This window comes from Burkholderia sp. BCC1996, assembly GCF_905339955.1.
In the GTDB taxonomy this organism is placed as follows: Bacteria; Pseudomonadota; Gammaproteobacteria; order Burkholderiales; family Burkholderiaceae; genus Burkholderia.
In genome coordinates this window covers 200899-226461 of record NZ_CAJPHM010000004.1, presented here as the reverse complement: position 1 = coordinate 226461, position 25563 = coordinate 200899, and the positions used below count along the sequence as shown (strand labels likewise).

General features: G+C 67.9%; 20 protein-coding genes. 8 read left to right on the top strand and 12 right to left on the bottom strand.

Going from position 1 to position 25563, the window contains the following annotated elements:
* Positions 1–9 precede the first annotated feature (9 nt).
* The 7 genes from U4Z64_RS07225 to rpsB all read right to left on the bottom strand — a co-directional run bounded on the left by U4Z64_RS07225 (position 10) and on the right by rpsB (position 6184).
* Positions 10–1206, bottom strand: coding sequence for a 1-deoxy-D-xylulose-5-phosphate reductoisomerase (locus tag U4Z64_RS07225; RefSeq protein WP_044843772.1), 1197 nt, complete (start codon positions 1204–1206; stop codon positions 10–12).
* Positions 1207–1221: 15 nt separating this feature from the next.
* Positions 1222–2043, bottom strand: coding sequence for a phosphatidate cytidylyltransferase (locus U4Z64_RS07220; protein WP_124486187.1), 822 nt, complete (start codon positions 2041–2043; stop codon positions 1222–1224).
* Positions 2037–2819 (bottom strand): polyprenyl diphosphate synthase, encoded by a 783-nt coding sequence (gene uppS / locus U4Z64_RS07215; RefSeq protein ID WP_321819547.1) that lies wholly within the window; start codon positions 2817–2819, stop codon positions 2037–2039. Before uppS ends, U4Z64_RS07220 begins: the two co-directional genes overlap by 7 nt.
* Before the next feature lie 47 nt (positions 2820–2866).
* Positions 2867–3427 carry a ribosome recycling factor gene (gene frr, locus U4Z64_RS07210; protein ID WP_006752152.1) on the bottom strand — a complete coding sequence of 187 codons (561 nt, stop codon included), beginning with the start codon at positions 3425–3427 and terminating at the stop codon, positions 2867–2869.
* A gap of 102 nt (positions 3428–3529) precedes the next feature.
* Positions 3530–4243 carry a UMP kinase gene (pyrH, locus tag U4Z64_RS07205; protein ID WP_011885142.1) on the bottom strand — a complete coding sequence of 238 codons (714 nt, stop codon included), beginning with the start codon at positions 4241–4243 and terminating at the stop codon, positions 3530–3532.
* Positions 4244–4399: 156 nt separating this feature from the next.
* Positions 4400–5281 (bottom strand): translation elongation factor Ts, encoded by an 882-nt coding sequence (gene tsf, locus U4Z64_RS07200; protein ID WP_321809228.1) that lies wholly within the window; start codon positions 5279–5281, stop codon positions 4400–4402.
* Between the two features lie 162 nt (positions 5282–5443).
* Positions 5444–6184 (bottom strand): 30S ribosomal protein S2, encoded by a 741-nt coding sequence (rpsB, locus tag U4Z64_RS07195; RefSeq protein WP_006483818.1) that lies wholly within the window; start codon positions 6182–6184, stop codon positions 5444–5446.
* A gap of 368 nt (positions 6185–6552) precedes the next feature.
* Between rpsB and map the strand changes: the two genes are divergently transcribed.
* The 3 genes from map to U4Z64_RS07180 are packed head-to-tail and all read left to right on the top strand — an operon-like array spanning position 6553 to position 11878.
* Positions 6553–7368, top strand: coding sequence for a type I methionyl aminopeptidase (gene map / locus U4Z64_RS07190; RefSeq protein ID WP_021159103.1), 816 nt, complete (start codon positions 6553–6555; stop codon positions 7366–7368).
* 54 nt (positions 7369–7422) lie between these two features.
* Positions 7423–9999 carry a [protein-PII] uridylyltransferase gene (locus U4Z64_RS07185; protein WP_044843776.1) on the top strand — a complete coding sequence of 859 codons (2577 nt, stop codon included), beginning with the start codon at positions 7423–7425 and terminating at the stop codon, positions 9997–9999.
* A gap of 16 nt (positions 10000–10015) precedes the next feature.
* Positions 10016–11878 carry a pseudouridine synthase gene (locus U4Z64_RS07180; RefSeq protein ID WP_321819546.1) on the top strand — a complete coding sequence of 621 codons (1863 nt, stop codon included), beginning with the start codon at positions 10016–10018 and terminating at the stop codon, positions 11876–11878.
* A gap of 108 nt (positions 11879–11986) precedes the next feature.
* Here the strand turns inward: U4Z64_RS07180 and def are convergent, their stop codons facing one another.
* The 5 genes from def to U4Z64_RS07155 all read right to left on the bottom strand — a co-directional run bounded on the left by def (position 11987) and on the right by U4Z64_RS07155 (position 20741).
* Positions 11987–12520, bottom strand: a complete 534-nt coding sequence (gene def, locus U4Z64_RS07175) for a peptide deformylase (protein WP_044847933.1) — start codon at positions 12518–12520, stop codon at positions 11987–11989.
* Positions 12517–14592 carry an NAD-dependent DNA ligase LigA gene (gene ligA / locus U4Z64_RS07170; RefSeq protein WP_321819545.1) on the bottom strand — a complete coding sequence of 692 codons (2076 nt, stop codon included), beginning with the start codon at positions 14590–14592 and terminating at the stop codon, positions 12517–12519. Before ligA ends, def begins: the two co-directional genes overlap by 4 nt.
* A 175-nt stretch (positions 14593–14767) precedes the next feature.
* Positions 14768–16060, bottom strand: a complete 1293-nt coding sequence (locus tag U4Z64_RS07165) for a cell division protein ZipA C-terminal FtsZ-binding domain-containing protein (protein ID WP_321819544.1) — start codon at positions 16058–16060, stop codon at positions 14768–14770.
* 85 nt (positions 16061–16145) lie between these two features.
* A complete protein-coding gene (gene smc / locus U4Z64_RS07160; protein ID WP_321819543.1) occupies positions 16146–19658 on the bottom strand; it encodes a chromosome segregation protein SMC in 3513 nt (1170 codons plus the stop codon).
* A gap of 141 nt (positions 19659–19799) precedes the next feature.
* Positions 19800–20741 (bottom strand): DMT family transporter, encoded by a 942-nt coding sequence (locus U4Z64_RS07155; RefSeq protein WP_044847937.1) that lies wholly within the window; start codon positions 20739–20741, stop codon positions 19800–19802.
* Positions 20742–20908: 167 nt separating this feature from the next.
* Between U4Z64_RS07155 and dapC the strand changes: the two genes are divergently transcribed.
* From dapC to prmB, 5 genes are all read left to right on the top strand, one after another.
* Entirely contained in the window at positions 20909–22141 is a 1233-nt protein-coding gene (gene dapC, locus U4Z64_RS07150; protein ID WP_321819542.1) for a succinyldiaminopimelate transaminase, read from the top strand.
* 45 nt (positions 22142–22186) lie between these two features.
* Positions 22187–23014, top strand: coding sequence for a 2,3,4,5-tetrahydropyridine-2,6-dicarboxylate N-succinyltransferase (gene dapD, locus U4Z64_RS07145; protein ID WP_006478479.1), 828 nt, complete (start codon positions 22187–22189; stop codon positions 23012–23014).
* Positions 23014–23382, top strand: a complete 369-nt coding sequence (locus tag U4Z64_RS07140; protein ID WP_121859337.1) for an ArsC family reductase — start codon at positions 23014–23016, stop codon at positions 23380–23382. Before dapD ends, U4Z64_RS07140 begins: the two co-directional genes overlap by 1 nt.
* Positions 23383–23469: 87 nt before the next feature.
* Positions 23470–24609, top strand: a complete 1140-nt coding sequence (dapE, locus tag U4Z64_RS07135; RefSeq protein WP_044847940.1) for a succinyl-diaminopimelate desuccinylase — start codon at positions 23470–23472, stop codon at positions 24607–24609.
* Between the two features lie 11 nt (positions 24610–24620).
* On the top strand, positions 24621–25529 hold the full coding sequence (gene prmB, locus U4Z64_RS07130; protein ID WP_124519992.1) for a 50S ribosomal protein L3 N(5)-glutamine methyltransferase: 909 nt from the start codon (positions 24621–24623) through the stop codon (positions 25527–25529).
* The last annotated feature ends 34 nt before the right edge of the window (positions 25530–25563 follow it).

The window sequence follows — 25563 nt, the reverse complement described above, 5'->3', positions numbered from 1 at the left end:
GCACCTCATTCAGACAGTGCGCTCCACGCGTGGCGCAGGCGCTTTCGCAATGATCTCGGCGGCGAGGCGGCGTGCCTCGGCATCCGCCGCAAGGACGTCGTCGAGCCCGTTCGGGTTGCGGTTCGGCAGTGCGTTGAGCACCGCGTCGACCGTCGCCGCGATCGCCATGAAGCCGATCCGGCGCTCGAGAAACGCTTCGACCGCGATTTCGTTCGCCGCGTTCAACGCGGCGCTCGCGATGCCGCCCTCCTCGAGCGCCTTCAGCGCGAGCGCGAGGCACGGGAAGCGCGTGTAGTCGGGCTTCTCGAACGACAGCTGGGCGATCTGCGCGAGGTCGAGCTGCTCGACGCCGGCGTCGACGCGCTCCGGGAACGCCAGCGCGTGCGCGATCGGCGTACGCATGTCGGGGTTGCCGAGCTGCGCGAGCACCGAGCCGTCGCGGTACGACACGAGCGAATGGATCACGCTCTGCGGGTGGATCAGCACGTCGATCCGGTCGCCCGGCAGGCCGAAGATCCAGTGCGCCTCGATCACTTCGAGGCCCTTGTTCATCATCGTCGCGGAATCGACGGAAATCTTGCGGCCCATCACCCAGTTCGGATGCTTGCAGGCCTCGTCCGGCGTCACGTCGACGAGCGTGGCCGGCTCGCGCGTGCGGAACGGGCCGCCCGACGCGGTCAGGATGATCTTCGAGATCCCGCCGTGCTCGTTCGCGTCGCGCGGCATGCACTGGAAGATCGCGTTGTGTTCGCTGTCGACCGGCAGCAGGATCGCGCCATGGTCGCGCACGGCGTCCATGAAGATCGCGCCCGACATCACGAGCGATTCCTTGTTCGCGAGCAGGATGCGCTTGCCGGCGCGCGCGGCCGCCAGGCTCGGCGCGAGGCCGGCCGCGCCGACGATCGCCGCGACGACCGTGTCGCAGCCGTCGCTGTTCGACACGTCGACGAGCGCCTGCGGCCCGTACAGCACCGTGGTCTTGTTGCCCGCCGCGCGCAGCTTCGCCTCGACGTGCGCTGCCGTGTTCGCATCGCCGACCACCGCGACTTCGGGTGCGAAGCGCAGGCACTGCTCGACGAGCTTGTCGCCATTGCGGTGCGCGGTCAACGCATAGACCGAGAAACGCTCGGGATGGCGGGCGACCACGTCGAGCGTGCTGTCTCCGATCGAGCCCGTGGAACCGAGCAGTGTCAGACGTTTTTGCATAACAGAAATAGTGGTTTAACCAAGCAGCAGCATTGCGAGCGGCAGCACCGGCAGCAGCGCGTCGACGCGGTCGAGCACGCCGCCGTGACCGGGCAGCAGACCGCTCGAATCCTTCACGCCCGCCTGACGCTTGAGCAGCGACTCGAACAGGTCGCCGATCACGCTGTACGCAACCAGCAGCGTCAGCGCGGCCCACGCGCCGGGCATCCCGTAGCGCGTCGCGAATGCAGAAAACAGGGTCGGCTCGAACCAGTGCGCGGCCATCGCGGCTCCCGCGACGACCATCACGGCGAGCCAGCCGCCGATCGCGCCTTCCCAGCTCTTCCCGGGGCTGATCGTCACGGCCAGTTTACGCTTTCCGAAGGCCTTGCCCGCGAAATATGCACCGATATCGGCCAGCCACACGACCAGCAGCAGCGAGAGCACGAACGGAACGCCCTGCGCACGCGCCGCGACGACCGCGTGCCAGCAGGCCGCGAACACCACGAGCCCGGCCGCGAGCAGAAACGGCCGCCACACGCCGCCCGCGAGTTCGGGCTTGCGTCGCAGCGAGAACGGGCCGACCAGTAGCCAGAACACGCCGGCTGCCATGAAAAGGGGACGGGACGAAGCGGCCTCGACGCCGAGCGGCGCGGTCGCCGCGAGCGCCAGCGCGGCGACGATCGCATAGACGACCGAACCGGCCGCGCCGAGCTTCAGCAGGCGCGCCCATTCCCACGCGGCGAACACGAGCACGACGCCGATCAGCGCGCCGAAGGCTGCGAGCGGCGCGAACAGCGTCACCGGCAGCAACACGGCCAGCATCACGACCGCCGTGATCACACGGGTCTTCAGCATGAAAGGGAATCGACGTTCTGCGATTGCGGTTCGAGCTGCGCGCTGGTGCGCCCGAAACGGCGCTCGCGCTCGGTATACGACGCGATCGCGTCGGCCAGGGCCGCGCCATCGAAATCCGGCCAGTATTTGTCGGTGAAATAGAATTCGGCGTACGCGAGCTGCCACAGCAGGAAATTGCTGACGCGCTGCTCGCCGCCGGTGCGGATGAAGAGATCGGGCTCCGGCGCATAGGCCATCGCCAGGTGCGGCGCGAACGCGTCTTCGGTCACCTCGACCTCGCGGCCCTCGCGCACGGCCTGCTCGACGAGTTTCTTCGTCGCCTGCAGGATGTCCCAGCGGCCGCCGTAGTTCGCGGCGATCGTCAGGGTCAGGCGGGTGTTGCGCGCCGTCTTGGTTTCAGCGCGGCGGATCAGTTCGCGGATGCGCGGCTCGAAACGCTCGAGATCGCCCACGACGCGCAGGCGGATCCCGTTCGCATGCAGCTTGCCGATCTCGCGCTCGAGCGCGGTGATGAACAGCCGCATCAGGAACGACACTTCGTCGTTCGGCCGGCGCCAGTTTTCCGAACTGAACGCGAACAGCGTCAGGTATTCGACGCCGGCGCGCGCGCAGCCTTCGACCACCGACCGCACGGCGTCGACGCCGCGGGTGTGCCCCGCGACGCGCGGCAAGCGGCGTTCGGTCGCCCAACGGCCGTTGCCGTCCATGATGATCGCGATATGACGCGGCACGGCGCCGACGTCAGGCACGCGAACGGTAGAGCTGGTATAGGTCATGGCCGTTGAGACAGTTGCGGGAAGAAGGCGGCGCGCGAGGACGGTCGTCAGACCGTCATGATCTCGGCTTCCTTGCTCTGCACGAGCTTGTCGACTTCGGCGACGTGCTTGTCGGTCAGCTTCTGCACGTCGTCGCTCGCACGGCGCTCGTCGTCTTCCGAGATTTCCTTGTCCTTCACGAGCTTCTTGAGCGCTTCGTTCGCGTCGCGGCGCAGGTTGCGGATCGCGACCTTGGCCGTTTCGCCTTCGCTCTTGACCACCTTGGTCAGCTCGCGGCGGCGCTCTTCCGTCAGCGCGGGCATCGGCACGCGGATCAGGTCGCCGGCCGTGGCCGGGTTCAGGCCCAGATCGGCTTCGCGGATGGCCTTCTCGACCTTCGCGACCATGTTCTTTTCCCACGGCTGCACGCCGATCGTGCGTGCGTCGACGAGCGTCAGGTTCGCAACCTGCGAGATCGGCACCATCGAACCGTAGTAGTCGACCTGCACGTGATCGAGCAGACCGGTATGCGCACGGCCCGTACGGATCTTCGCCAGATCGTTCTTGAACGCTTCGATCGAGCGCTGCATCTTCTGCTCTACGCCCTTCTTGACATCAGCGACACTCATTTCAACCTCCGAACCTTCCAACCTTCAATGAACGCGGGCCGCGCCCGGTGCGCCACGCACCACGGCCGGCGACCCGCGCCGCTTGCCCGCATCCGCGGGAGTTTACACGTGGACGAGCGTACCTTCGTCCTCGCCCAGCACGATGCGCTTGAGCGCGCCCGGCTTGTTGATCGAAAACACGCGGATCGGCAGCTTCTGGTCGCGGCACAGCGCGAAGGCCGTCGCGTCCATCACCTGCAGATTGCGGCTGATCGCCTCGTCGAAGCTGATCGTCGTGTAGCGCGTGGCCGACGGATCCTTCTTCGGATCGGCAGAATATACGCCATCGACCTTGGTCGCCTTCAAAACGACCTCGGCGCCCACTTCCGAACCGCGCAGCGCGGCGGCCGTGTCCGTCGTGAAGAACGGGTTGCCCGTGCCGGCCGCGAAGATCACGACCTTGCCTTCCTCGAGCTGGCGGATCGCGCGCGGCCGGATGTACGGCTCGACGACCTGATCCATGCGCAGCGCGGACTGCACGCGTGCGACGATGCCGGCGTGGCGCATCGCGTCCTGCAGCGCCAGCGCGTTCATCATCGTCGCCAGCATCCCCATGTAGTCGGCCGTCGCGCGGTCCATGCCGGCCGCACCGCCCGCGACACCGCGGAAAATGTTACCGCCGCCGATCACGACCGCGAGTTGCGTACCGAGACCCACGACTTCGGCGATATCTGCCACCATCCGTTCGATCGTCGCGCGATTGATGCCGAAGGCATCGTCGCCCATCAGCGCTTCGCCGGAGAGTTTGAGGAGGACGCGTTTATAGGCATTGGACATAGGGGCTTCCGAGCGACGAGAGGATGACAACCACGAACTGTAGGGGCGAAATACTGATTCGGGCAAGCGCCGGCGACCGGACCGGGTTTCCCGGCCGGCCGGCGGCGCCGCCGGCCGCGGCGGAGCGGACGCCCGCCGCGGATACTGCCTGACTGCTTACTGCTGCTTTGCTGCTGCGACTTGCGCGGCCACTTCGGCGGCGAAGTCGTCCTGGCGCTTCTCGATGCCTTCGCCGACGACGAACAGCGCGAACTTCTGCACGGTCGCATTCGCTGCCTTCAGCATCTGCTCGATCGTCTGCTTGTCGTTCTTCACGAACGTCTGGTTCAGCAGCGACACTTCCTTCAGGTACTTCTGGACGCTGCCGTCGACCATCTTCGCGACGATTTCAGCCGGCTTGCCCGATTCGGCAGCCTTCTGCTCGGCGACGCGGCGTTCCGTCTCGATCAGTTCCGCCGGCACGTCGGCCGACGACAGGGCGACCGGCTTCATCGCGGCGATGTGCATCGCGACGTCCTTGCCGACCTGCTCTTCCGCACCCGTGTACTCGACGATCACGCCGATACGCGCGCCGTGCAGGTACGTTGCGATCTTGTTCGCGGTTTCGAAACGGACGAAACGGCGGATCGAGACGTTCTCGCCGATCTTGCCGATCAGGGCCAGGCGGACTGCGTCGACCGTCGAACCGTCGAGCGACAGTGCCGACAGCGCTGCCACGTCGGCCGGGTTTTGCGTCGCGACGAGTTCTGCGACGGTCTTCGAGAATGCGAGGAAGTCGTCGTTCTTCGCGACGAAGTCGGTTTCGCAGTTCAGCTCGACCAGCGCGCCCGCGTTGCCGCCGACGAACGATGCGACGACGCCTTCTGCCGTCACGCGCGATGCCGCCTTGCTCGCCTTGTTGCCGAGCTTGACGCGCAGCAGCTCTTCAGCCTTGGCCAGGTCGCCGTCGGCTTCCGTCAGCGCCTTCTTGCACTCCATCATCGGTGCGTCGGTCTTTGCGCGCAGTTCTGCCACCATGCTTGCGGTAATTGCCGCCATCATTCGCTCCTTGAGTCTGTATTCACAACGCCGCCCGCTTGGACGCGAACGGCCGAAAATCGTTTCCGGACCCGCGCCGATTCGGCGCGATCAGGTCCGGCGCACAAGCTTAAAAAAAGGGGGCCTGTTGAGAGCCCCCTTTTTGCGCCGGCTCGGGGCCAGTTACGCGTTTTCCTCGACGTACTCGTCGTCGCCACGCGCTGCCTGGACCACTTCGTTGACCGCGTTCGCACGGCCTTCCAGGATCGCGTCGGCCACGCCTTCAGCGTACAGCGCGACTGCCTTGCTCGAGTCGTCGTTGCCCGGGATCACGTAGTCCACACCTTCCGGCGAGTGGTTCGTGTCGACCACGGCGATGACCGGCACGCCCAGCTTGTTCGCTTCCGTGACGGCGATCTTGTGGTAGCCGACGTCGACGACGAAGATTGCGTCCGGAATGCCGCCCATGTCCTTCACGCCGCCGATCGACTTCTGCAGCTTGGCGATTTCGCGTTCGAACAGCAGCGCTTCCTTCTTGCTCATCTTCTCGAGCTCGCCCGCCTCGACTGCCGCTTCCATGTCTTTCAGGCGCTTGATCGATACCTTCAGCGTCTTGAAGTTGGTCATCATGCCGCCGAGCCAGCGTGCGTTGACGTACGGCATGCCCGCACGTTGCGCTTCCTGGGCGATCGTGTCACGCGACTGGCGCTTCGTGCCGACGAACAGGATCGTGCCGCGGTTCGCTGCCAGCTGGCGCACGTACTTCTGTGCGTCCGTGAACATCGGCAGCGTCTTTTCGAGGTTGATGATGTGAATCTTGTTGCGGTGACCGAAAATGAACGGAGCCATCTTCGGGTTCCAGAAGCGCGTCTGGTGACCGAAGTGGACACCCGCTTCCAGCATTTGGCGCATCGTGACTGCCATGTAAATTCTCCACGAGGGTTGGGTCTTAAGCCGGCTGCCGTACCGCCGCGCGTTCCGCGCGGCCGGCACCCTGGTTGCGCCGGCTTGCGATTCGGCACGTGCGAAACTGCCCGTGCCGCAAGCCTTTCATCCTGATGCCGTCGCGATACCGCCCCACATCGGGGCATGTTCGGCATTTGGATGTCGACTTAGCCAAAGAGTATAGCACGCCGATTTGTCGGCTCTCAAGTCGCCCGCCACTTTCGCTTGCCGCGCGGCAGCCGGCCGGACAATCCGCGAAAACCCGCACCGGCACCGCCGGCAGGGGCTGCGAGGCCCGCCATAAGGTGCGATAATCCGTCAATTCACCGCATTCCAGGCATACCTCGATGGCTATTACGCTCAAAAACGAACACGACATCGCCGAGATGCGCGTCGCCTGCCGTCTCGCGAGCGAAGTGCTCGACTTCATCACGCCGCACGTCGTCGCGGGCATCACGACCGCCGAACTCGACCGGCTCTGTCACGAATTCATGCTCAACGAGCAGGGCACGATCCCCGCGCCGCTGAACTACCAGCCGCCCGGCTATCCGCCGTACCCGAAGGCCACCTGCATCTCGGTCAACGACGTGATCTGCCACGGCATTCCCGGCGAGAAGGTGATCAAGAACGGCGACGCGCTGAACATCGACATCACCGTGATCAAGAACGGTTACTTCGGCGACACCAGCCGGATGTTCATCGTCGGCGAAGGCTCGATCCTCGCGAAGCGCCTCGTGCAGACCACCTACGAGTGCATGTGGCTCGGCATCGACCAGGTCAAGCCCGGCGCGCACCTCGGCGACATCGGCTACGCGATCCAGAAGCATGCCGAAGCGCAGGGCTACAGCGTCGTGCGCGAATACTGCGGCCACGGCATCGGCACGGTGTTCCACGAGGATCCGCAGGTCGTCCACTACGGGCGCCCGGGCACCGGCATCGAGCTGAAGGCCGGGATGATCTTCACGATCGAGCCGATGATCAACGCCGGCAAGCGCGACATCCGCACGATGCCCGACCAGTGGACGGTCAAGACGCGCGATCGCAGCCTGTCCGCGCAATGGGAGCACACGGTGCTCGTCACCGAAACGGGTTACGAGGTGCTGACCGTGTCCGCCGGCACGCCGGCACGCCCGGTGTTCGCGCAACCGGCCGCCGCGGTCTGAGCGCCGTCGCGCCCGCCCCGCCCACCTCTCACCTGCTGACCTGAACGGCCGCCCATGAGCGCTCACGCCGCCCCCTCGCCCGCAGCGCTGTCGCGGCGCGCCGAATTCAAGGCCGCCAAGGCCGACCTGCTCGAGCGCTTTCGCAGCGCGACGAACGTCACATCGCTGATGCACGCGCTGTCGAGACTCACCGACGATGCGCTCAAGCGCGTGTGGGACGACTGCGGGCTGCCCGCGACGCTCGCGCTCGTCGCCGTCGGCGGCTACGGGCGCGGCGAGCTCGCGCCCCACTCCGACGTCGACATCCTGGTGCTGCTGCCCGATGCGCACGACCCGGCGCTCGACGCGCGGATCGAGCGCTTCATCGGGATGGCGTGGGATCTCGGCCTCGAGATCGGCAGCAGCGTGCGCACGGTCGAGCAATGCATCGAGGAGGCGTCGCAGGACGTCACCGTGCAGACCTCGCTGCTCGAAGCGCGCCGCATCGTCGGCAGCACCGCGCTGTTCGAACGCTTCACCGTGCGGTATCACGAGGCGCTCGACGCGCGCGCCTTCTTCACCGCGAAGGTGCTCGAGATGCGCCAGCGCCACGCGAAGTTCCAGGACACGCCGTACAGCCTCGAGCCGAACGTGAAGGAGAGCCCCGGCGGCCTGCGCGACCTGCAGACGATCCTGTGGATCGCGCGCGCGGCCGGCTTCGGCAGCAGCTGGCGCGAGCTCGACACGCGCGGCCTCATCACCGATCGCGAAGCGCGCGAGCTGCGCCGCAACGAAGGATTCCTGAAGACCCTGCGCGCGCGGCTGCACGTGATCGCCGGGCGCCGCCAAGACATGCTCGTGTTCGACCTGCAGACGCAGGCCGCCGAGAGCTTCGGCTACCGGCCGACGCAGGCCAAGCGCGCGAGCGAGCAGCTGATGCGCCGCTACTACTGGGCCGCGAAAGCGGTCACGCAGCTGGCGACGATCCTGATCCAGAACATCGAGGCGCAGCTGTTCCCCGCGACGAGCGGCATCACGCGCGTGCTGTCGCCCGATCGCTTCGTCGAGAAACAGGGCATGCTCGAGATCGTCGACGACGGCGTGTTCGAACGCCATCCCGACGCGATCCTCGAGGCGTTCCTGCTGTACGAGGCGACCCGCGGCGTGAAGGGCCTGTCCGCCCGCACGCTGCGCGCGCTCTACAACTCGCGCGAGATCATGAACCACACGTGGCGGCGCGATCCGCAGAACCGCCGCACGTTCATGCAGATCCTGCAGCAGCCCGAAGGCATCACGCATGCGTTCCGGCTGATGAACCAGACGAGCGTGCTCGGCCGCTACCTGCTGAATTTCCGCCGCATCGTCGGCCAGATGCAGCACGACCTGTACCACGTGTACACGGTCGACCAGCACATCCTGATGGTGTTGCGCAACATCCGCCGCTTCGCGGTGGCCGAGCATGCGCACGAGTACCCGTTCTGCAGCCAGCTGATCGGCAACTTCGAGCGCCCGTGGGTGCTGTACGTCGCGGCGCTGTTCCACGACATCGCGAAAGGCCGCGGCGGCGACCACTCGACGCTCGGGATGGCCGACGCGCGGCGCTTCTGCCGCGAGCACGGGATCACCGGCGACGACGCATCGCTGATCGTGTGGCTCGTCCAGCATCACCTGACGATGAGCCAGGTCGCGCAGAAGCAGGACACGAGCGACCCGGAAGTCATCAAGCGCTTCGCCGAAGTCGTCGGCAACGAGCGCTACCTCACCGCGCTCTACCTGCTGACCGTCGCCGATATCCGCGGCACGAGCCCGAAGGTGTGGAACACGTGGAAGGGCAAGCTGCTCGAGGACCTGTACCGCATCACGCTCGCGGTGCTCGGCGGAGCGAACCCCGACGCGCATTCGGAACTGAAGTCGCGGCAGGAGCAGGCGCTCGCGCTGCTGCGCCTCGAGACCGTGCCCGACGACGCGCACCGCGCGCTGTGGGACCAGCTCGACGTCGGCTTCTTCCTGCGTCACGACGCGGCCGACATCGCATGGCAGACGCGCGTGCTGTACCGGCACGTGAACGCCGAGACCGCGATCGTGCGCGCGCGGCCGTCGCCGATCGGCGACGCGCTGCAGGTGCTCGTGTACGTGAAGGACCGCCCCGACCTGTTCGCGGGCATCTGCGCGTACTTCGACCGCAACGGGCTGTCGGTGCTCGATGCGCGCGTCAGCACGACGCGGCACGGCTATGCGCTCGACAACTTCATCGTCACGCAGACCGAACGCGACGTGCGCTACCGCGACATCGCGAATCTCGTCGAACAGCAACTCGCGGCGCGCCTTGCCGAAACCGCGTCGCTGCCGGAGCCGTCCAAGGGCCGCCTGTCGCGGTTGTCGCGGACGTTTCCGATCACGCCGCGCGTCGACCTCCGGGCCGACGAGCGCGGCCAGTACTACATCCTGTCCGTGTCCGCCAACGACCGGCCGGGCCTTCTCTATTCGATCGCGCGCGTCCTGGCCGAGCATCAGGTCGGCGTCCACGCGGCGCGGATCAATACGCTCGGCGAACGCGTCGAGGACATCTTCCTGCTCGACGGTGCCGGCCTGTCCGACAACCGCCTGCAGATCCAGCTCGAAACCGAATTGCTGCGCGCGATCGCAGTCTGAATGAATCCCAGCGTTTATGCGCACCAAATTAACCGTCAAGAATCCGAAGCCGGCGTCGCCGACCCGCGCCCCTGTCCGCTCCGGCAGCCTCGTCGCCCGCAAGGCGGTGCGCCCCGCCGCGCTACCCGCAGGCGACAAGCCGGCGCGCCCGAAGAAGGCCGCGCCGGCCGCCGCCGGCGAACGCTCGTTCAAGCCGCGCGGCGCGGCAGGCGCCGAGCGCCCGGGCGCGGATCGCGCACCGGCCAAGCGTGCGCCGCGTGAGGGCGGTGCCGAACGCGGCACGCGCGCGCCGTATCGCGACAACGCAGCCGGCGAAGGGGCGAAGCGCAGCTTCAGCGACCGTCGCACGTCGTCGGATCGCCCGCCCCGTCGTGACGACGATGCACGTCCGCGTCGCGCGGGTGGCGAAGGCGGCGCACGTGCGCCGTATCGCGACAACGCATCCGGCGAAGGGGCGAAGCGCAGCTTCGGCGACCGTCGCACGTCGTCGGATCGTCCGCCGCGCCGTGACGACGATGCACGTCCGCGTCGCGCGGGTGGCGAAGGTGGCGCACGTGCGCCGTATCGCGACAACGCATCCGGCGAAGGGGCGAAGCGCAGTTTCGGCGACCGTCGCACGTCTTCAGATCGTCCGCCCCGTCGTGACGACGATGCACGTCCGCGTCGTGCGGGTGGCGAAGGCGGCCCGCGTGCGCCCTATCGCGACAACGCATCCGGCGAAGGCGCAAAACGCAGTTTCGGCGACCGTCGCACGTCGTCCGATCGCCCGCCGCGTCGCGACGACGATGCACGTCCGCGTCGCGCGGGTGGCGAAGGCGGCGCACGTGCGCCCTATCGCGACAACGCATCCGGCGAAGGCGCAAAACGCAGTTTCGGCGACCGTCGCACGTCGTCCGATCGCCCGCCGCGTCGTGATGACGACGCCCGCCCGCGCCGCGCAGGCGCCGATGAAGGCAAGCGCCCGTCCTATCGCGACAAGGCAGCCGGCGAAGGTGCGAAGCGCAGCTTCGGCGACCGCCCGGCACGCCCCGCACGCGACGGCGAACGCCGCTCGTTCGGTGCGGTCAAGACCGCGCAACCGGTCAAGCGCGCGGCGGCCGAAGTCGACCACGGCGACGAAACCGGCCTGATGCGCCTGTCGAAGCGCATGTCCGAACTCGGCCTGTGCTCGCGCCGCGAAGCCGACGAGTGGATCGAAAAGGGCTGGGTGCTCGTCGACGGCGAACGCATCGACACGCTCGGCACCAAGGTCCGCCCGGACCAGAAGATCGAGATCGACGAGCGCGCGAGCGCCGCGCAGGCCGCGCAGGTGACGATCCTGCTGCACAAGCCGGTCGGCTACGTGTCGGGTCAGGCGGAAGACGGCTATGAGCCGGCATCGGTGCTGATCACGCGCGCCAACCAGTGGAGCGGCGACCGCTCGCCGCTGCGCTTCTCGCCGCAGCACCTGCACGCGCTCGCGCCGGCCGGCCGGCTCGACATCGACTCTACCGGCCTGCTCGTACTGACGCAGAATGGCGTGATCGCCAAGCAGCTGATCGGCGAGCAGTCGGACATCGACAAGGAGTATCTGGTGCGCGTGCGCTTCGGCGAACGGCTGATCGACATCGACCAGCACTTCCCCGCGGAATCGCTCGCGAAGCTGCGCCACGGCCTCGAACTCGACGGCGTCCCGCTGAAGCCGGCGATGGTCAGCTGGCAGAACGGCGAACAGCTGCGTTTCGTGCTGCGTGAAGGCAAGAAGCGCCAGATCCGCCGCATGTGCGAACTGGTCGGTCTCGAAGTGATCGGCCTGAAGCGCGTGCGGATGGGCCGCGTGATGCTCGGCGCGCTGCCGCAGGGGCAATGGCGCTACCTGTCGGCCGACGAGTCGTTCTGACAGCGGGCACGCGCTGCGTGCCGCACCATGAAACAAGCCCGCGCAAGCGGGCTTTTTCATATCCGGTACGAAACCACACGCAACGCGGCGCGCGCAGCCGCATCAAGGTCAGTCGTCGGCTGCCGGATCGAGCCCCGGGAACAGCACCTCGGTGAAGCCGAAGCGCGTGAAGTCGGTGATCCGCATCGGATACAGCTTGCCGATCAGGTGATCGTATTCGTGCTGGACGACCCGCGCATGGAAGCCTTCCGCGACACGGTCGAGCTTCGCGCCGAACTGGTCGAAGCCGCTGTAACGCACCTTCGCGTAGCGGCTGACGACGCCGCGCATGCCCGGCACCGACAGACAGCCTTCCCAGCCCTCTTCCATGTCCGGCGGCATGTACTCGAGCTTCGGGTTGATCAGCACGGTCTCGGGCACCGGCGGTGCGTCCGGATAACGGTTGTTGCTGCCGAAGCCGAAGATGATGATCTGCAGCCCGACGCCGATCTGCGGCGCGGCGAGCCCCGCGCCGTTCGCGTGATGCATCGTCTCGAACATGTCCGCGACGATCTCGTGCAGCTCGGGGGTGTCGAACCGCTCGACCGGCTTGGCGACTTCGAGCAGGCGCGGATCGCCCATCTTCAGGATCTCGCGAATCATGGCGTGTTGCCCTCCAGGAGTTGGTGCAGTCCGTCTTCGTCCAGCACGGGGATGCCGAGTTCCTCGGCCTTCGCGAGCTTGCTGCCGGCGTCGGCGCCCGCGACCACATAATCCGTCTTCTTCGATACCGAGCCCGCGACTTTCGCGCCGGCCGCTTCGAGCATCTCCTTCGCCGCGTCGCGCGTGAGGTTCGGCAGCGTGCCCGTCAGCACGACCGTCTTGCCGGCGAGCACGCCCTGCGGCGCCTTCGGCGCGGGCGGCCCTTCGGGCCACGTGACCTTGCCGGGCGCGCGCAATTGCTCGATCACCGTGCGGTTGTGCTCTTCCGCGAAGAACTGGTGAATCGACTCGGCCACGATCGGCCCGACGTCGTTCACTTCGAGCAGTTCCTCGATCGACGCGTCCATGATCGGCGTCAGCGACCCGAAATGCTTCGCGAGATCCTTCGCGGTCGATTCGCCGACATGGCGGATCCCGAGCCCGTAGATGAAGCGCGCGAGCGTCGTGTGCTTCGCCTTCTCGAGCGAGTCGAGCAGATTCTGCGCGGACTTCTCGGCGAACCGGTCGAGTTCCGCAAGCGTCGCGAAACCGAGATTGAACAGGTCGGCCGGCGTGCGCACGAGATTCAGTTCGACGAGCTGATCGATGATCTTCTCGCCGAGCCCGTCGATGTCGAGCGCGCGGCGCTGCGCGAAGTGCCACAGCGCCTGCTTGCGCTGCGCCGGGCAGAACAGCCCGCCCGTGCAGCGCGCGATCGCCTCGTCCGGCAGGCGCTCGATCTTCGAACCGCACACCGGGCACTCGGTCGGCATCACGAACTCGGCAGCGTCCGCCGGCCGCCGATCGAGCAGCGCACCGACGACCTCGGGGATCACGTCGCCCGCGCGCCGCACGATCACGGTATCGCCGATCCGGATGTCCTTGCGGCGCACTTCGTCCTCGTTGTGCAGCGTCGCGTTGGTCACCGTCGCGCCGCCGACGAACACGGGCTCGAGCCGCGCGACCGGCGTGATCGCGCCCGTGCGGCCGACCTGCACGTCGATCGCGACCAGCTTCGTCAGCGCTTCCTGCGCCGGAAACTTGTGCGCGAGCGCGAAGCGCGGCGCGCGCGACACGAAGCCGAGGCGGTCCTGCTCGTCGCGCCGGTTCACCTTGTAGACGACGCCGTCGATGTCGTACGGCAGCGACTCGCGCTTCTCGCCGACCTTGCGGAAGAAGCCGAGCAGGCCATCGGCGCCCTGCACGACCGCGCGTTCGCGGTTCACCGGCAGGCCGAGCGTTTCGTACCAGTCGAGCAGCGCGCTGTGCGTGTCCGGCATCGGCATCCCGTCGAGCCTGCCGACCCCGTACGCGAAGAACGACAGCGGACGCTGCGCGGTGATCTTCGGGTCGAGCTGGCGCAGGCTGCCGGCCGCCGCATTGCGCGGGTTCGCGAATTCGCGCTGCTCGGCCGCGCGCTGGCGTTCGTTCAGGCGTGCGAAATCACGCTTGAACATCAGCACCTCGCCGCGCACGTCGAGCACGGCCGGCACATGCTTGCCCTTCAGCTTCAGCGGGATCGAGCGGATCGTGCGGACGTTCTCGGTCACGTCCTCGCCGGTCGTGCCGTCGCCGCGCGTCGACGCCTGCACGAACACGCCCTGCTCGTAGCGCAGCGAGATCGCGAGCCCGTCGAACTTCAGCTCGCACGCGTATTCGACCGGGTCCGTCACCGAGCCGGCGAGATCGGTCGTCTTGTCGAGCGCATCGGCGACGCGCTTGTCGAATGCGACGATGTCCTCGTCGGCGAAACCGTTGTTCAGCGACAGCATCGGCGCGTCGTGGACGACCGGCGTGAAACCGCCCGCCACTTCGCCGCCGACGCGCTGCGTCGGCGAATCGGGCGTCACGAGTTCGGGATGATCGGTTTCGAGTTGCTGCAGCTCGCCGAACAGCCGATCGTATTCGGCGTCGGGCAGGTCCGGCTGGTCGAGCACGTAATAGGCGTAATTCGCCCGCTCGAGTTGGTCGCGCAGCCACGCGGCACGCGCGTCGGGCTGGCTGGCTGGCGGTTCGGCTTGGGTTCGGGCCATGCTGGCGGCAGATTCGTTCTGAAAAATCGGATGTTCGATTATCTCAGTTTGACGCCGCGACGGGGGCGCGCGATGCGTGCCGCGCAGGCCCGCTGCAGCACACCCAGGCGGTGTGTGTGCACTGCAGCAGCGACCGACGGGCGACGGCACGTCAGGCCGCCGCCCGTGCAACGCGTTACTGGCTGAAGAGACGGCGCGTGACCGGCGAACCGGCCGGGATGCCCGCTTCCTCGAGCTTCGCGTACAGCTTCATCAGTTGCTGGTCGATCGCGACGAGCGTCGATTCCGGCAGCGGCCGGCGCGAATCGTCGACGACCCGCGCGCCGATCCGCTCGGACAGCGACTTCGCGTAATCGCACATCAGCCGGAACGGCAGGATGTCCTCTTCGGCGACCGGCACGTCGAGCACCAGCGTGATCATGTTGCCGCCCTTGTAGGTCAGGTCGTCGCGCAGAAAGTTCGTGTCGCCGAACTGCAGCATGAACACGGGGTTCTGCTTCGCGTCCAGCTTCACGAACCGCGTGCCGTCGCGCGACAGCAGCAACCCGTCCTGGGACGCGACGGCCTGCACGTAGTTCGCCGACCACGGCGCGCCGTCCGACATCACGTTGATCGACAACTGCGCGTCGCACTGCGCGGCAAAGCCGTCGAGTTCGCGCGCCATCGCGACCGTCTCCATCATGTCGGGGAATTCCGGTGCGCCGTCGATCGTGTCGGCGAACTGCTGGACGCCCGTCACGAACTCGGAGAATTCGAGCTCGTTCAGCGCGCCGCTGCGGTTCGCGAGCTGCGCGGCCGCGCGCAGCTCTTCATAGCGCACGCCGTTCTGCAGCAGCTCCCATTGGCCGCCTTCCGGCTTGCCTTCGATATGCACGGGCTTGCTGCCCGCGCGGCGCAGCCGCTGCGCGGCCGGCAGGATCTTGTCGCCCGGCAGCGGCGCGCCGAGGCGAATCGGCACGATGCAGTCGATCCGGCGGTCGACGATCGCGGGCGGCGCCGACGAAATCGTCGTGGCGGCCGGCAGCACGGGTTCGGCCGGTTCGTGCGATGCGGCGGCGGCCGGCGCTTCCTGCGCAGCGGCGGCTGCTTCGTCGACGGCCTGCTCGGCCGATTCGGTCGACCCCGACGGCGCGTCGCCCCCGGTGGCTTCGGCCTGCAGGTCGGCCGGCGTGTCGGCAGGCGCCACGCCGCCGAAGGTCGGCTCGACGCGCGCGGCTTCGACCGGCGCGCTCGCGGCGGCGGCGGCCGGTGCCGGCGCCGCGGGCTCGCGGCGTGCGGGCTGACGCACCGGCTCGATGAACGGCAGCTCTTCGTCGCGCTCGGGGCGATTCATCGCCTCGACCGCCTCTTCCGGCATCGGGCGCGGCATCCTGCGCCGCACCTTCGCACCCTGCCACGCGTTGTAGACCACGACGCCGCCCACCACGACGGCGCCCGCGCCGATCAAACCGAGTGTCAACTCGTCCATGCACGCTCCATCAGCAATTCTTGTTCGTCGGAACCGCGAACGGGCGCCCATGCGCCGCGCGAACGCGGTCCGGTTTCTTCAAACGTCAATTCTGGGCAAAACCCGCGGCGGTTTCCATGTCCACCGCGACGATCCGCGACACGCCCTGCTCCTGCATCGTCACGCCGATCAGTTGCTGCGCCATCTCCATCGCGATCTTGTTGTGCGAGATGAAGAGGAACTGCGTCTTGTCGGACATCGCGCGCACGAGATTCGCGAAACGCTCGGTGTTCGCGTCGTCGAGCGGCGCGTCGACCTCGTCGAGCAGACAGAACGGCGCCGGGTTCAACTGGAACATCGCGAACACCAGTGCGGTGGCGGTCAGCGCCTTTTCGCCGCCCGACAGCAGGTGGATGGTCGCGTTCTTCTTGCCCGGCGGCTGCGCCATTACCTGCACGCCCGCATCGAGGATTTCGTCGCCCGTCATGATCAGCTTCGCCTGGCCGCCGCCGAACAGGCGCGGGAACAGGTCGCTGAAGTGACGGTTGACCTCGTCGAAGGTACCCTGCAGCAGCGTGCGGGTTTCCTGGTCGATCTTGTGGATCGCATCCTCGAGCGTCGTGATCGCGTCGGTCAGGTCGGCCGACTGCGCATCGAGGAACACCTTGCGCTCGCTCGCGGCCTTCAGCTCGTCGAGCGCGGCCATGTTGACCGGACCCAGCGCGTTGATCGCGTTGTTCAGGCGCGTGACCTCGCCCTGCAGGTACGACGGTTTCAGGTCCGACGTCAGCTTCTCGCGCAGCGCTTCCTCGTCGACCTCGGCCGCCGCGAGCTGCTCGGCAAACTGCTCGACGGACAGGCGCGCGGCCTGCTCCTTCAGCTGCAGCTCGGTGATGCGGTCGCGCAGCGGCTGCAGCGAACGCTCGGCGACGAGACGCTGCTCGTCCGACGCGCGCAGCTTCGCGGTCAGGTCGTCGAGTTCGATCCGCGCGGCCTGCAGCGCCTCTTCCTTCACCGCGCGAATTTCGAGCGCGTCCTGCAGGCCCGTGTGCGCGGTCTGCTCGTTGATCGTTTCGAGTTCGGCGCGCGCGTCTTCCAGCGACGCGGCGACGCGTTCGCTCTGCTCGTGCGCGACCTGGATGCTGCGCTTCAGTTCATCGATGCGCGTAACTGCGTTGCGCGCGGCGAAGCGCGCGTCGTTCGCGCCGCGCTCGAGGTCGCGCGCTTCCTGGCGCGCCTGCGTCAGCGATTCGTCGAGCGCCTCGAACGCGAGCTGGTTGTCCTCGAAGCGCGCCTGCAGTTCCGCGAGTTCGCCATCGAAGCGCTCGAAGTTCGCTTCCGATTCCGCGCGCAATGCGCGCTGCTCGTCGATCTGCGCGCCGATCTCCTCGAGTTCCTCGCGGATCTGCGTGCTGCGCTGCGTGTAGCGTTCATGCGCCTGGGCGAGCTTCAGCACGTCCATCTGCAATGCATGCACGCGCTGGGTCGCGCGTTCGGCCTGCGCGCGCACGTCGCCGAGCGCCTGCGTGGCCTGCGTGTGTGCGGCTTCCGCGCGCACCGCCGCCGTGCGGGCCTCGTCGGCGAGCAGCGCCTGCGCGCGCACCTGGCGCGTCAGGTTCTCGATCTCCTGCTGGCGGGCCAGCATCCCAGCCTGCTCCGAATCGGCCGCGTACAGCTGCACGCCGACACGCGTGACGATGTGGCCGGCCTTCACGACGAACGCGCCGCCGGCCGGCAGTTGCGCGCGCGTCGCGAGTGCCTGCGCGACGTCGTCGGCGACGTACACGTTGCCGAGCCAGTCGTTCAGCACCGCGCGGATGCCTGCATCGTCGATGCGCACGAGCGACAGCACCGGGCGCAGCCCGGCTGCGGCGGCCGGCGGCTCGCCGGCCACGGGCGGCGCGTAGAACGCGAGCTTCGCGGGCGGCGCATCGGTCGCGAACGCCTTCACCCAGTCGAGATTCGACACTTCGAGCGCGGCGAGGCGCTCGCGCAGCACGGCCTCGAGCGCCGCTTCCCAGCCGGCCTCGACGTGCAGCTTCTTCCAGAGACGCGGCAGCGCGCCGAGCTCGTGCTTGTCCAGCCACGGCTGGATCTTGCCTTCGGTCTGCACGTTCTCCTGCAGCTGCTTGAGCGCGGCGAGCCGCGCCTCCAGCTGGTGGATCTGCGCGCTTTCGGCCTGCACGCGCTCCTGGGCCGCGCGGCGCTCGCCGTCGAGGCGCGGTACCGTTTCCTGCGCATCGGCGAGGCGCGCCTGCGCTTCGGCGAGGATTTCTTCCTGCTCGGCGAGCTGCATGCGCAGTTCTTCGAGCTGCGCCTCGTCGGGCGCGTCGAGCCCGCCCGCCTCGGACTTCAGGCGCTCGTGGCGCTGCTGAAGCTGCTGGAGCTGCTGGTCGGCATTGCGCTGGTGCGCAGCCTCGAGCTTCAGCGACTGTTCGGTCTGCGCGATCCGCGCGCGCTCGTCGTTGAGCTGCGCCTGCGCATCGCGCCATTTCGCCTCGAGCGCTGGCAGCGCGTCGTGTTTCGCAGCCGCGTTGTCTTCGGCGAGCGCGGCCTTTTCGTCGGCCATCGCGCGCGCCTCTTCGGCTTCCTCGAGCTCGTCCTGCGCCTTCTCGGCCTGCGCGCGCCATTGCTCGCGCTGCGCGTTCAGCGCGGCGATCTGCGCCTGCACGCGGTTGCGCGATTCGACGATGAACTTGATCTCGGCCTCGAGGCGGCTCACTTCGGCGTTGGCCTCGTAGAGCGCGCCCTGCGCGCCCTGCATCGCGTCGCTCGCCGAGTAATGCGCGACCCGCAGCGTCTCGAGCTGCGATTCGACCTCGCGCAGTTTCGCCGTCTGCGCCTCGAGGTCGATCTGCGCCTGTTCGATCGCGCGCTGCTGCTTCTGCTGCTCGCCGGCGGCCTCGTTCTTGCGCAGCAGCCACAACAGGCGCTGCTTCTCCTCGCCGTCGGCGACGAGTTCCTTGTACTTGGTCGCGACGACGGCCTGCGCCTCGAGCTTCTCGAGGTTCGCGCCGAGCTCGCGGACGATGTCCTCGACGCGCGTCAGGTTCTCGCGCGTGTCGTGCAGGCGGTTCTCGGTCTCGCGGCGGCGTTCCTTGTACTTCGACACGCCCGCGGCTTCCTCGAGGAACACGCGCAGCTCTTCCGGCTTCGCCTCGATGATCCGCGCGATCATGCCCTGCCCGATGATCGCGTACGCGCGCGGCCCGAGGCCCGTGCCGAGGAAGATGTCCTGGATGTCGCGGCGGCGCGCCGGCAGGTTGTTGATGTAGTAGCTCGACGTGCCGTCGCGCGTCAGCACGCGCTTCACGGCGATCTCGCCGTACTGGCCCCACTGCCCGGCCGCGCGGCCGTCGGAGTTGTCGAAGATCAGTTCGACGCTGGCCCGGCTGCCGGGCTTGCGGGCGGTCGAGCCGTTGAAGATCACGTCCTGCATCGACTCGCCGCGCAGCTCGGACGCGCGCGACTCGCCGAGCACCCAGCGCACGGCATCGATGATGTTGGACTTGCCGCACCCGTTCGGGCCCACCACGCCGACAAGCTGGCCCGGAACCTGGAAATGCGTGGGATCGACAAAGGATTTGAAGCCAGCGAGTTTGATCGAGCTCAGACGCACGGCGGTATCGGATGTGAAGAAGAGGTGAAACGGACGGGGCCGCGACGCGCGGGGCCGGACGGCCCGTGTGCGCGATGCGCCCCGGAATTCAAAAGCGGGGCCGCGCGCATCTCAAGCGTTGGGCCCCGCAAACGGCTTCCATCATACCATCGCGCGTGCGCCGTCCCGCCCGTCGCCGGGTTTGCCCGATGCCGGCGCGGCACGATGGACCCGGCTCGACAGCAGCGTCGCCAGCACGATGCACGCGCCGCCCGCCCACTCGCGCGCGCTCGGCAGTTCGCTCGCGAACACCCACGCCGACAGCGCGGTGATCACGATCTCGAACAGCATGATGATCGACGCGCGGTTCGCCGGCACGCGCGCGAGCCCGTATTGCACGAGCAGGTTGTTGGCGGCCATCGTCACGCCGATCGCGGCGATGATCGCTGCCGCGACGCCGAGCTGGCTTCCCGCCGGCGCGGCCGGCAGCCCCTCGAACAGCGACGCGACCGCGCCGAACACCGCCGCGCCGCCGAACAGCGTCGCCGTGCGCATCTCGGCGCGCATCTCCGGCAGCTCGCGGCTCGCCTTGATCACGAGCACGTTGCTCATCGCGAAACTCAGGCCGGCCGCGAGCCCCGCCCATTCGGCCGGGTTGGCCGGCAGCGGCACGCCGAGCTGCGGCGACCACAGCATCAGCATCGCGCCGCCGATCGACAGCGCCGCGAGCGCCGCGCCGGCCCAGGTCAGCCGCTCGCGCAGCAGGAAATGCGCGTAGATCGCGGTCCATGCCGGGGTCAGGTAGAACAGCAGCATCACGCGCAGCACTTCGCCGTGGATCGTGCCCCACACGAAACCGAGATTGGTCACGCCCGCCGTGATCGCGATGCCCGGCAGCACCCAGTGCCAGCGCAGCGTGGCGATCGTGCGGTGCCGCACGACGACCACGAACAGGAACGCGACCACGCTCGTCAGCGCGCTCGCCAGCGTGCCGGTGAGCCCGAGCGACGCGAGAATCCGCAGCGGATACCAGATCAGGCCCCATACCGACGCGCCGATCAGGATGGCCAGCGTCGGCAGGCTGCCGCGTACCGCGTTATTCATTTGATTCGCTACCCTTTATTCGAGCGGCCCGGCCGCCGTTCCGGCGGGCCGCGACCGCATTGCGTCACGTTATAATCGTCCGCTGCGAGCCGCGCGCCGTCGGCGCCCGCCCGCAGCCGTGCGGCACCCGCGCCGCCCCTTTCGCCCTTTCGCTCCAACCGGCCGCGATGGCCGCTTCGCCCGTGAACCCTCGACTCGACTCGCTCCAGCCCTATCCCTTCGAAAAGCTGCGCGCCCTGTTCAAGGACGTGACGCCTTCCGGCGACCTGAAACCGATCAGCTTCGGCATCGGCGAGCCCAAGCACCCGACGCCGGCGCTGATCCGCGACGCCGTGGTCGCCGCGCTCGACGGTCTCGCGTCGTACCCGGCCACGGCCGGCTCGGACGCGCTGCGCACGTCGATCGCACACTGGCTCGAGCGCCGCTACGGGCTGCCGGCAATCGACCCGGCGACGCAGGTGCTGCCGGTGTCGGGCTCCCGCGAGGCGCTGTTCTCGCTCGCGCAGACTGTGATCGACGCGCGCCCGCGCGCGGACGGCAAGAAGGCGATCGTACTCTGTCCGAATCCGTTCTATCAAATTTACGAAGGCGCGGCGCTGCTGGCCGGTGCCGAACCCTATTTCGCGAACAGCGACCCGGCCCGCAACTTCGCGTGCGACTACGCGGCCGTGCCCGATGAAGTGTGGGCGCGCACCCAGCTGCTGTACGTGTGCTCGCCGGGCAACCCGACGGGCGCCGTGCTGACGCTCGACGACTGGCGCGAGCTGTTCGCGCTGTCCGACCGCCACGGTTTCGTGATCGCGTCCGACGAGTGCTATTCGGAGATCTATTTCGACGAAGCGGCGCCGCCGCTCGGCGGCCTCGAGGCCGCGCACCGCCTCGGCCGCGGCTTCGAGCGGCTCGTGATGCTGTCGAGCCTGTCGAAGCGCTCGAACGTGCCGGGCATGCGCTCGGGCTTCGTCGCCGGCGACGCCGCGCTGCTGAAAAAATTCCTGCTGTACCGCACGTACCACGGCGCCGCGCTGTCGCCGGTCTGGCAGCACGCGAGCATCGCCGCGTGGAACGACGAGGCGCACGTGCGCGAGAACCGCGCGCTGTACCTGCAGAAGTTCAGCACGGTCACGGCGATGCTGGCCGACGTGATCGACGTGAAGCTGCCCGACGCCGCGTTCTACCTGTGGGCCAACGTCGCGCGCACCGGCCTGTCGGACACCGAGTTCGCCCGCCGCCTGTACGCCGACTATAATGTGACGGTTCTGCCCGGCTCGTACCTCGCGCGCGATGCGCACGGCACGAATCCGGGCCGCGATTTCATCCGGATCGCGCTCGTCGCGGGCACCCCCGAATGCGTCGAGGGCGCGCAACGCATCGTCGATTTCTGCCGGGCTCTCGCGCGGTAAGACGTCCATCCCGATCAATTCCATTCATCTCCTGCGAAAACGAACATGTCGCAACAACTTCAGCAAATCATCGATACCGCCTGGGAAAACCGCGCCGAGCTGTCGCCGAAGGCCGCGCCCGCCGACGTCCGCGAAGCCGTCGCTCACGCGATCGAGCAGCTCGACAAGGGTGCACTGCGCGTCGCCGAGAAGATCGACGGCAACTGGACCGTCCATCAGTGGCTGAAGAAGGCCGTGCTGCTGTCGTTCCGCCTGGAGGACAACGCACCGATGCCGGCGGGCGGCTACTCGCAGTTCTACGACAAGGTGCCGTCGAAGTTCGCGAACTACACGGCCGAAGACTTCGCCGCGGGCGGCTTCCGCGTCGTGCCGCCGGCCATCGCGCGCCGCGGCTCGTTCATCGCGAAGAACGTCGTGCTGATGCCGTCGTACACCAACATCGGCGCGTACGTCGACGAAGGCACGATGGTCGACACGTGGGCGACGGTCGGCTCGTGCGCGCAGATCGGCAAGAACGTGCACCTGTCGGGCGGCGTCGGCATCGGCGGCGTGCTCGAGCCGCTGCAGGCCAACCCGGTCATCATCGAAGACAACTGCTTCATCGGCGCGCGCTCGGAAGTCGTCGAAGGCGTAATCGTCGAGGAGAACTCGGTGATCTCGATGGGCGTGTACCTCGGCCAGAGCACCAAGATCTACGATCGCGAAACGGGCGAAGTCAGCTACGGCCGCATCCCGGCCGGCTCGGTCGTCGTCGCCGGCAACCTGCCGTCGAAGGACGGCTCGCACAGCCTGTACTGCGCGGTGATCGTGAAGAAGGTCGACGCGAAGACCCGCGCGAAGGTCGGCCTGAACGAGCTGCTGCGAGGCGACTGATGGCGAAGCCGCACACCGTGGTCGTCTACGGCATTCCGAACTGCGACACCGTGAAGAAGGCCCGCGTGTGGCTCGACGATCACGGCGTCGAGTTCGAGTTCCACGACTTCAAGAAGCTCGGCGTCAGCGCACCGCTGGTCGAAGACTGGCTGAAGGACGTATCGCTCGACGCGCTCGTGAACAAGCGCGGCACGACGTGGCGCGGCCTGGACGACGCCATGAAGGCGGCCGCGGAAACGAAGTCCGGCGCGGTTGCGCTGATGATCCACAAGCCGTCGGTCATCAAGCGCCCCGTGCTCGTCGTCAACGGCCGCGTGAAATCGCTCGGCTTCGTGGCCGATCAGTACGCGGCGCTGTTTGCCGCCTAGGCGGCCCGCGCGGCGCCCGCGCTGCACACGACGCCTCATCGCTGCCGGCCACCGCGCCGGCATTTTTTATCGAAAGTGGTCCGAACCATGTCCGCCACCCTAGCCCTTACCGAACAGCTGATCGCCCGCGCGTCCGTCACGCCCGACGACCAGCATTGCCAGCAGATCATGACCGAGCGCCTCGCCGCGCTCGGCTTCGAATGCGAAACCATCGCGTCGCATGGCGTGACCAACCTGTGGGCCGTCAAGCGCGGCGCCGACGGCCGCGACGGCAAGCTGCTCGCGTTCGCGGGCCACACCGACGTCGTGCCGACCGGCCCGCTCGAGCAGTGGACCTCGCCGCCGTTCATTCCCGCGCATCGCGACGGCAAGCTGTACGGCCGCGGCGCGGCCGACATGAAGACGTCGCTCGCGGCGTTCGTCGTCGCCTCCGAGGAATTCGTCGCGGCCCACCCCGGCCACCGCGGCGCGATCGCGTTCCTGATCACGAGCGACGAGGAAGGCCCGGCCACCGACGGCACCGTGAAAGTCGTCGAGCTGCTCGAAGCGCGCGGCGAACGTCTCGACTACTGCATCGTCGGCGAGCCGACGTCGACCGCCGAACTCGGCGACGTCGTGAAGAACGGCCGCCGCGGCTCGATGTCGGGCGAGCTGATCGTCAAGGGTGTGCAGGGCCACATCGCCTACCCGCACCTCGCGAAGAACCCGATCCACCTGCTCGCGCCGGCGCTCGCCGAGCTCGCCGCCGAACAGTGGGACGAAGGCAACGAATACTTCCCGCCGACCACCTGGCAGGTGTCGAACCTGCATGCCGGCACCGGTGCGACCAACGTGATCCCCGGCCACGCGGACCTGATGTTCAACTTCCGCTTTTCGACGGCAAGCACCGTCGAGGGCCTGCAGGCGCGCGTGCATGCGATCCTCGACAAGCACGGCCTCGAGTACACGCTGAAGTGGTCGGTGAGCGGCCTGCCGTTCCTCACGCCGCGCGGCGACCTGTCGAACGCGCTGGAAAACGCGATTCGCGCCGAGACCGGCCTCACGACCGAGCTGTCGACGACGGGCGGCACGTCCGACGGGCGCTTCATCGCGCGCATCTGCCCGCAGGTGATCGAGTTCGGTCCGCCGAACGGCAGCATCCACAAGATCGACGAGCACATCGACGTGCGCTTCGTCGACCCGCTGAAGAACGTGTACCGCCGCGTGCTCGAACAACTGATCGCCTGACGGAGCCTCGCATGACGACACCTTTTGCAACTGTTCGCGACCTGCTGCGCTATGCGGTCACGCGCTTCTCGAAGGCGAAGCTCGCGTTCGGCCACGGCTCGGACAACGCATACGACGAAGCCGCCTACCTCGTACTCCACACGCTCGACCTGCCGCTCGACACGCTCGAGCCGTTCCTCGATGCCCGCCTGCTGCCCGACGAAATCGCGGCCGTGCTCGCAGTGATCGAGCGACGCGCGACCGACCGCGTGCCGGCCGCGTATCTCACGCATGAAGCGTGGATGCATGGCCACCGCTTCTACGTCGACGAGCGCGTGATCGTGCCGCGCTCGTTCATCGGCGAACTGCTCGACGACGGGCTGCAGCCGTATGTCGCCGATCCCGAGCAGGTCGGTGCGGTGCTCGAGCTGTGCACCGGCTCCGGCTGCCTCGCGATCCTCGCGGCCAGCGCGTTCCCGAATGCCGAGATCGACGCGGTCGACCTGTCCGAGAAGGCACTCGAAGTCGCCGAGATCAACGTGCGCGACTACGGCCTCGACGATCGCATCACGCTGCATCGCGGCGACCTCTACACGCCGCTGCCCGCGTTCCGTGCCGAACCCGACACGCGCTACGACGTGATCCTGACGAACCCGCCGTACGTGAACGCGACGTCGATGGCGGCCCTCCCGCCCGAGTACCGGCACGAGCCGGAAATGGCGCTCGCGGGCGGCGACGACGGGATGGACATCGTGCGGCGCATCATCGGGCAAGCGCACAACTGGCTGCACGACGACGGCGTGCTCGTCGTCGAGATCGGCAACGAGCGCGAGCACGTCGAAGCCGCGTTCGGCGGCCTCGAGCTCACGTGGCTGCCCACCAGCGCGGGCGACGACGCCGTGTTCCTGATCCAGGCGTCGGACCTGCCGCGCAAGGCCTGACGGCGCGCCGCGACCGAACCGTGCGGTACGGCAC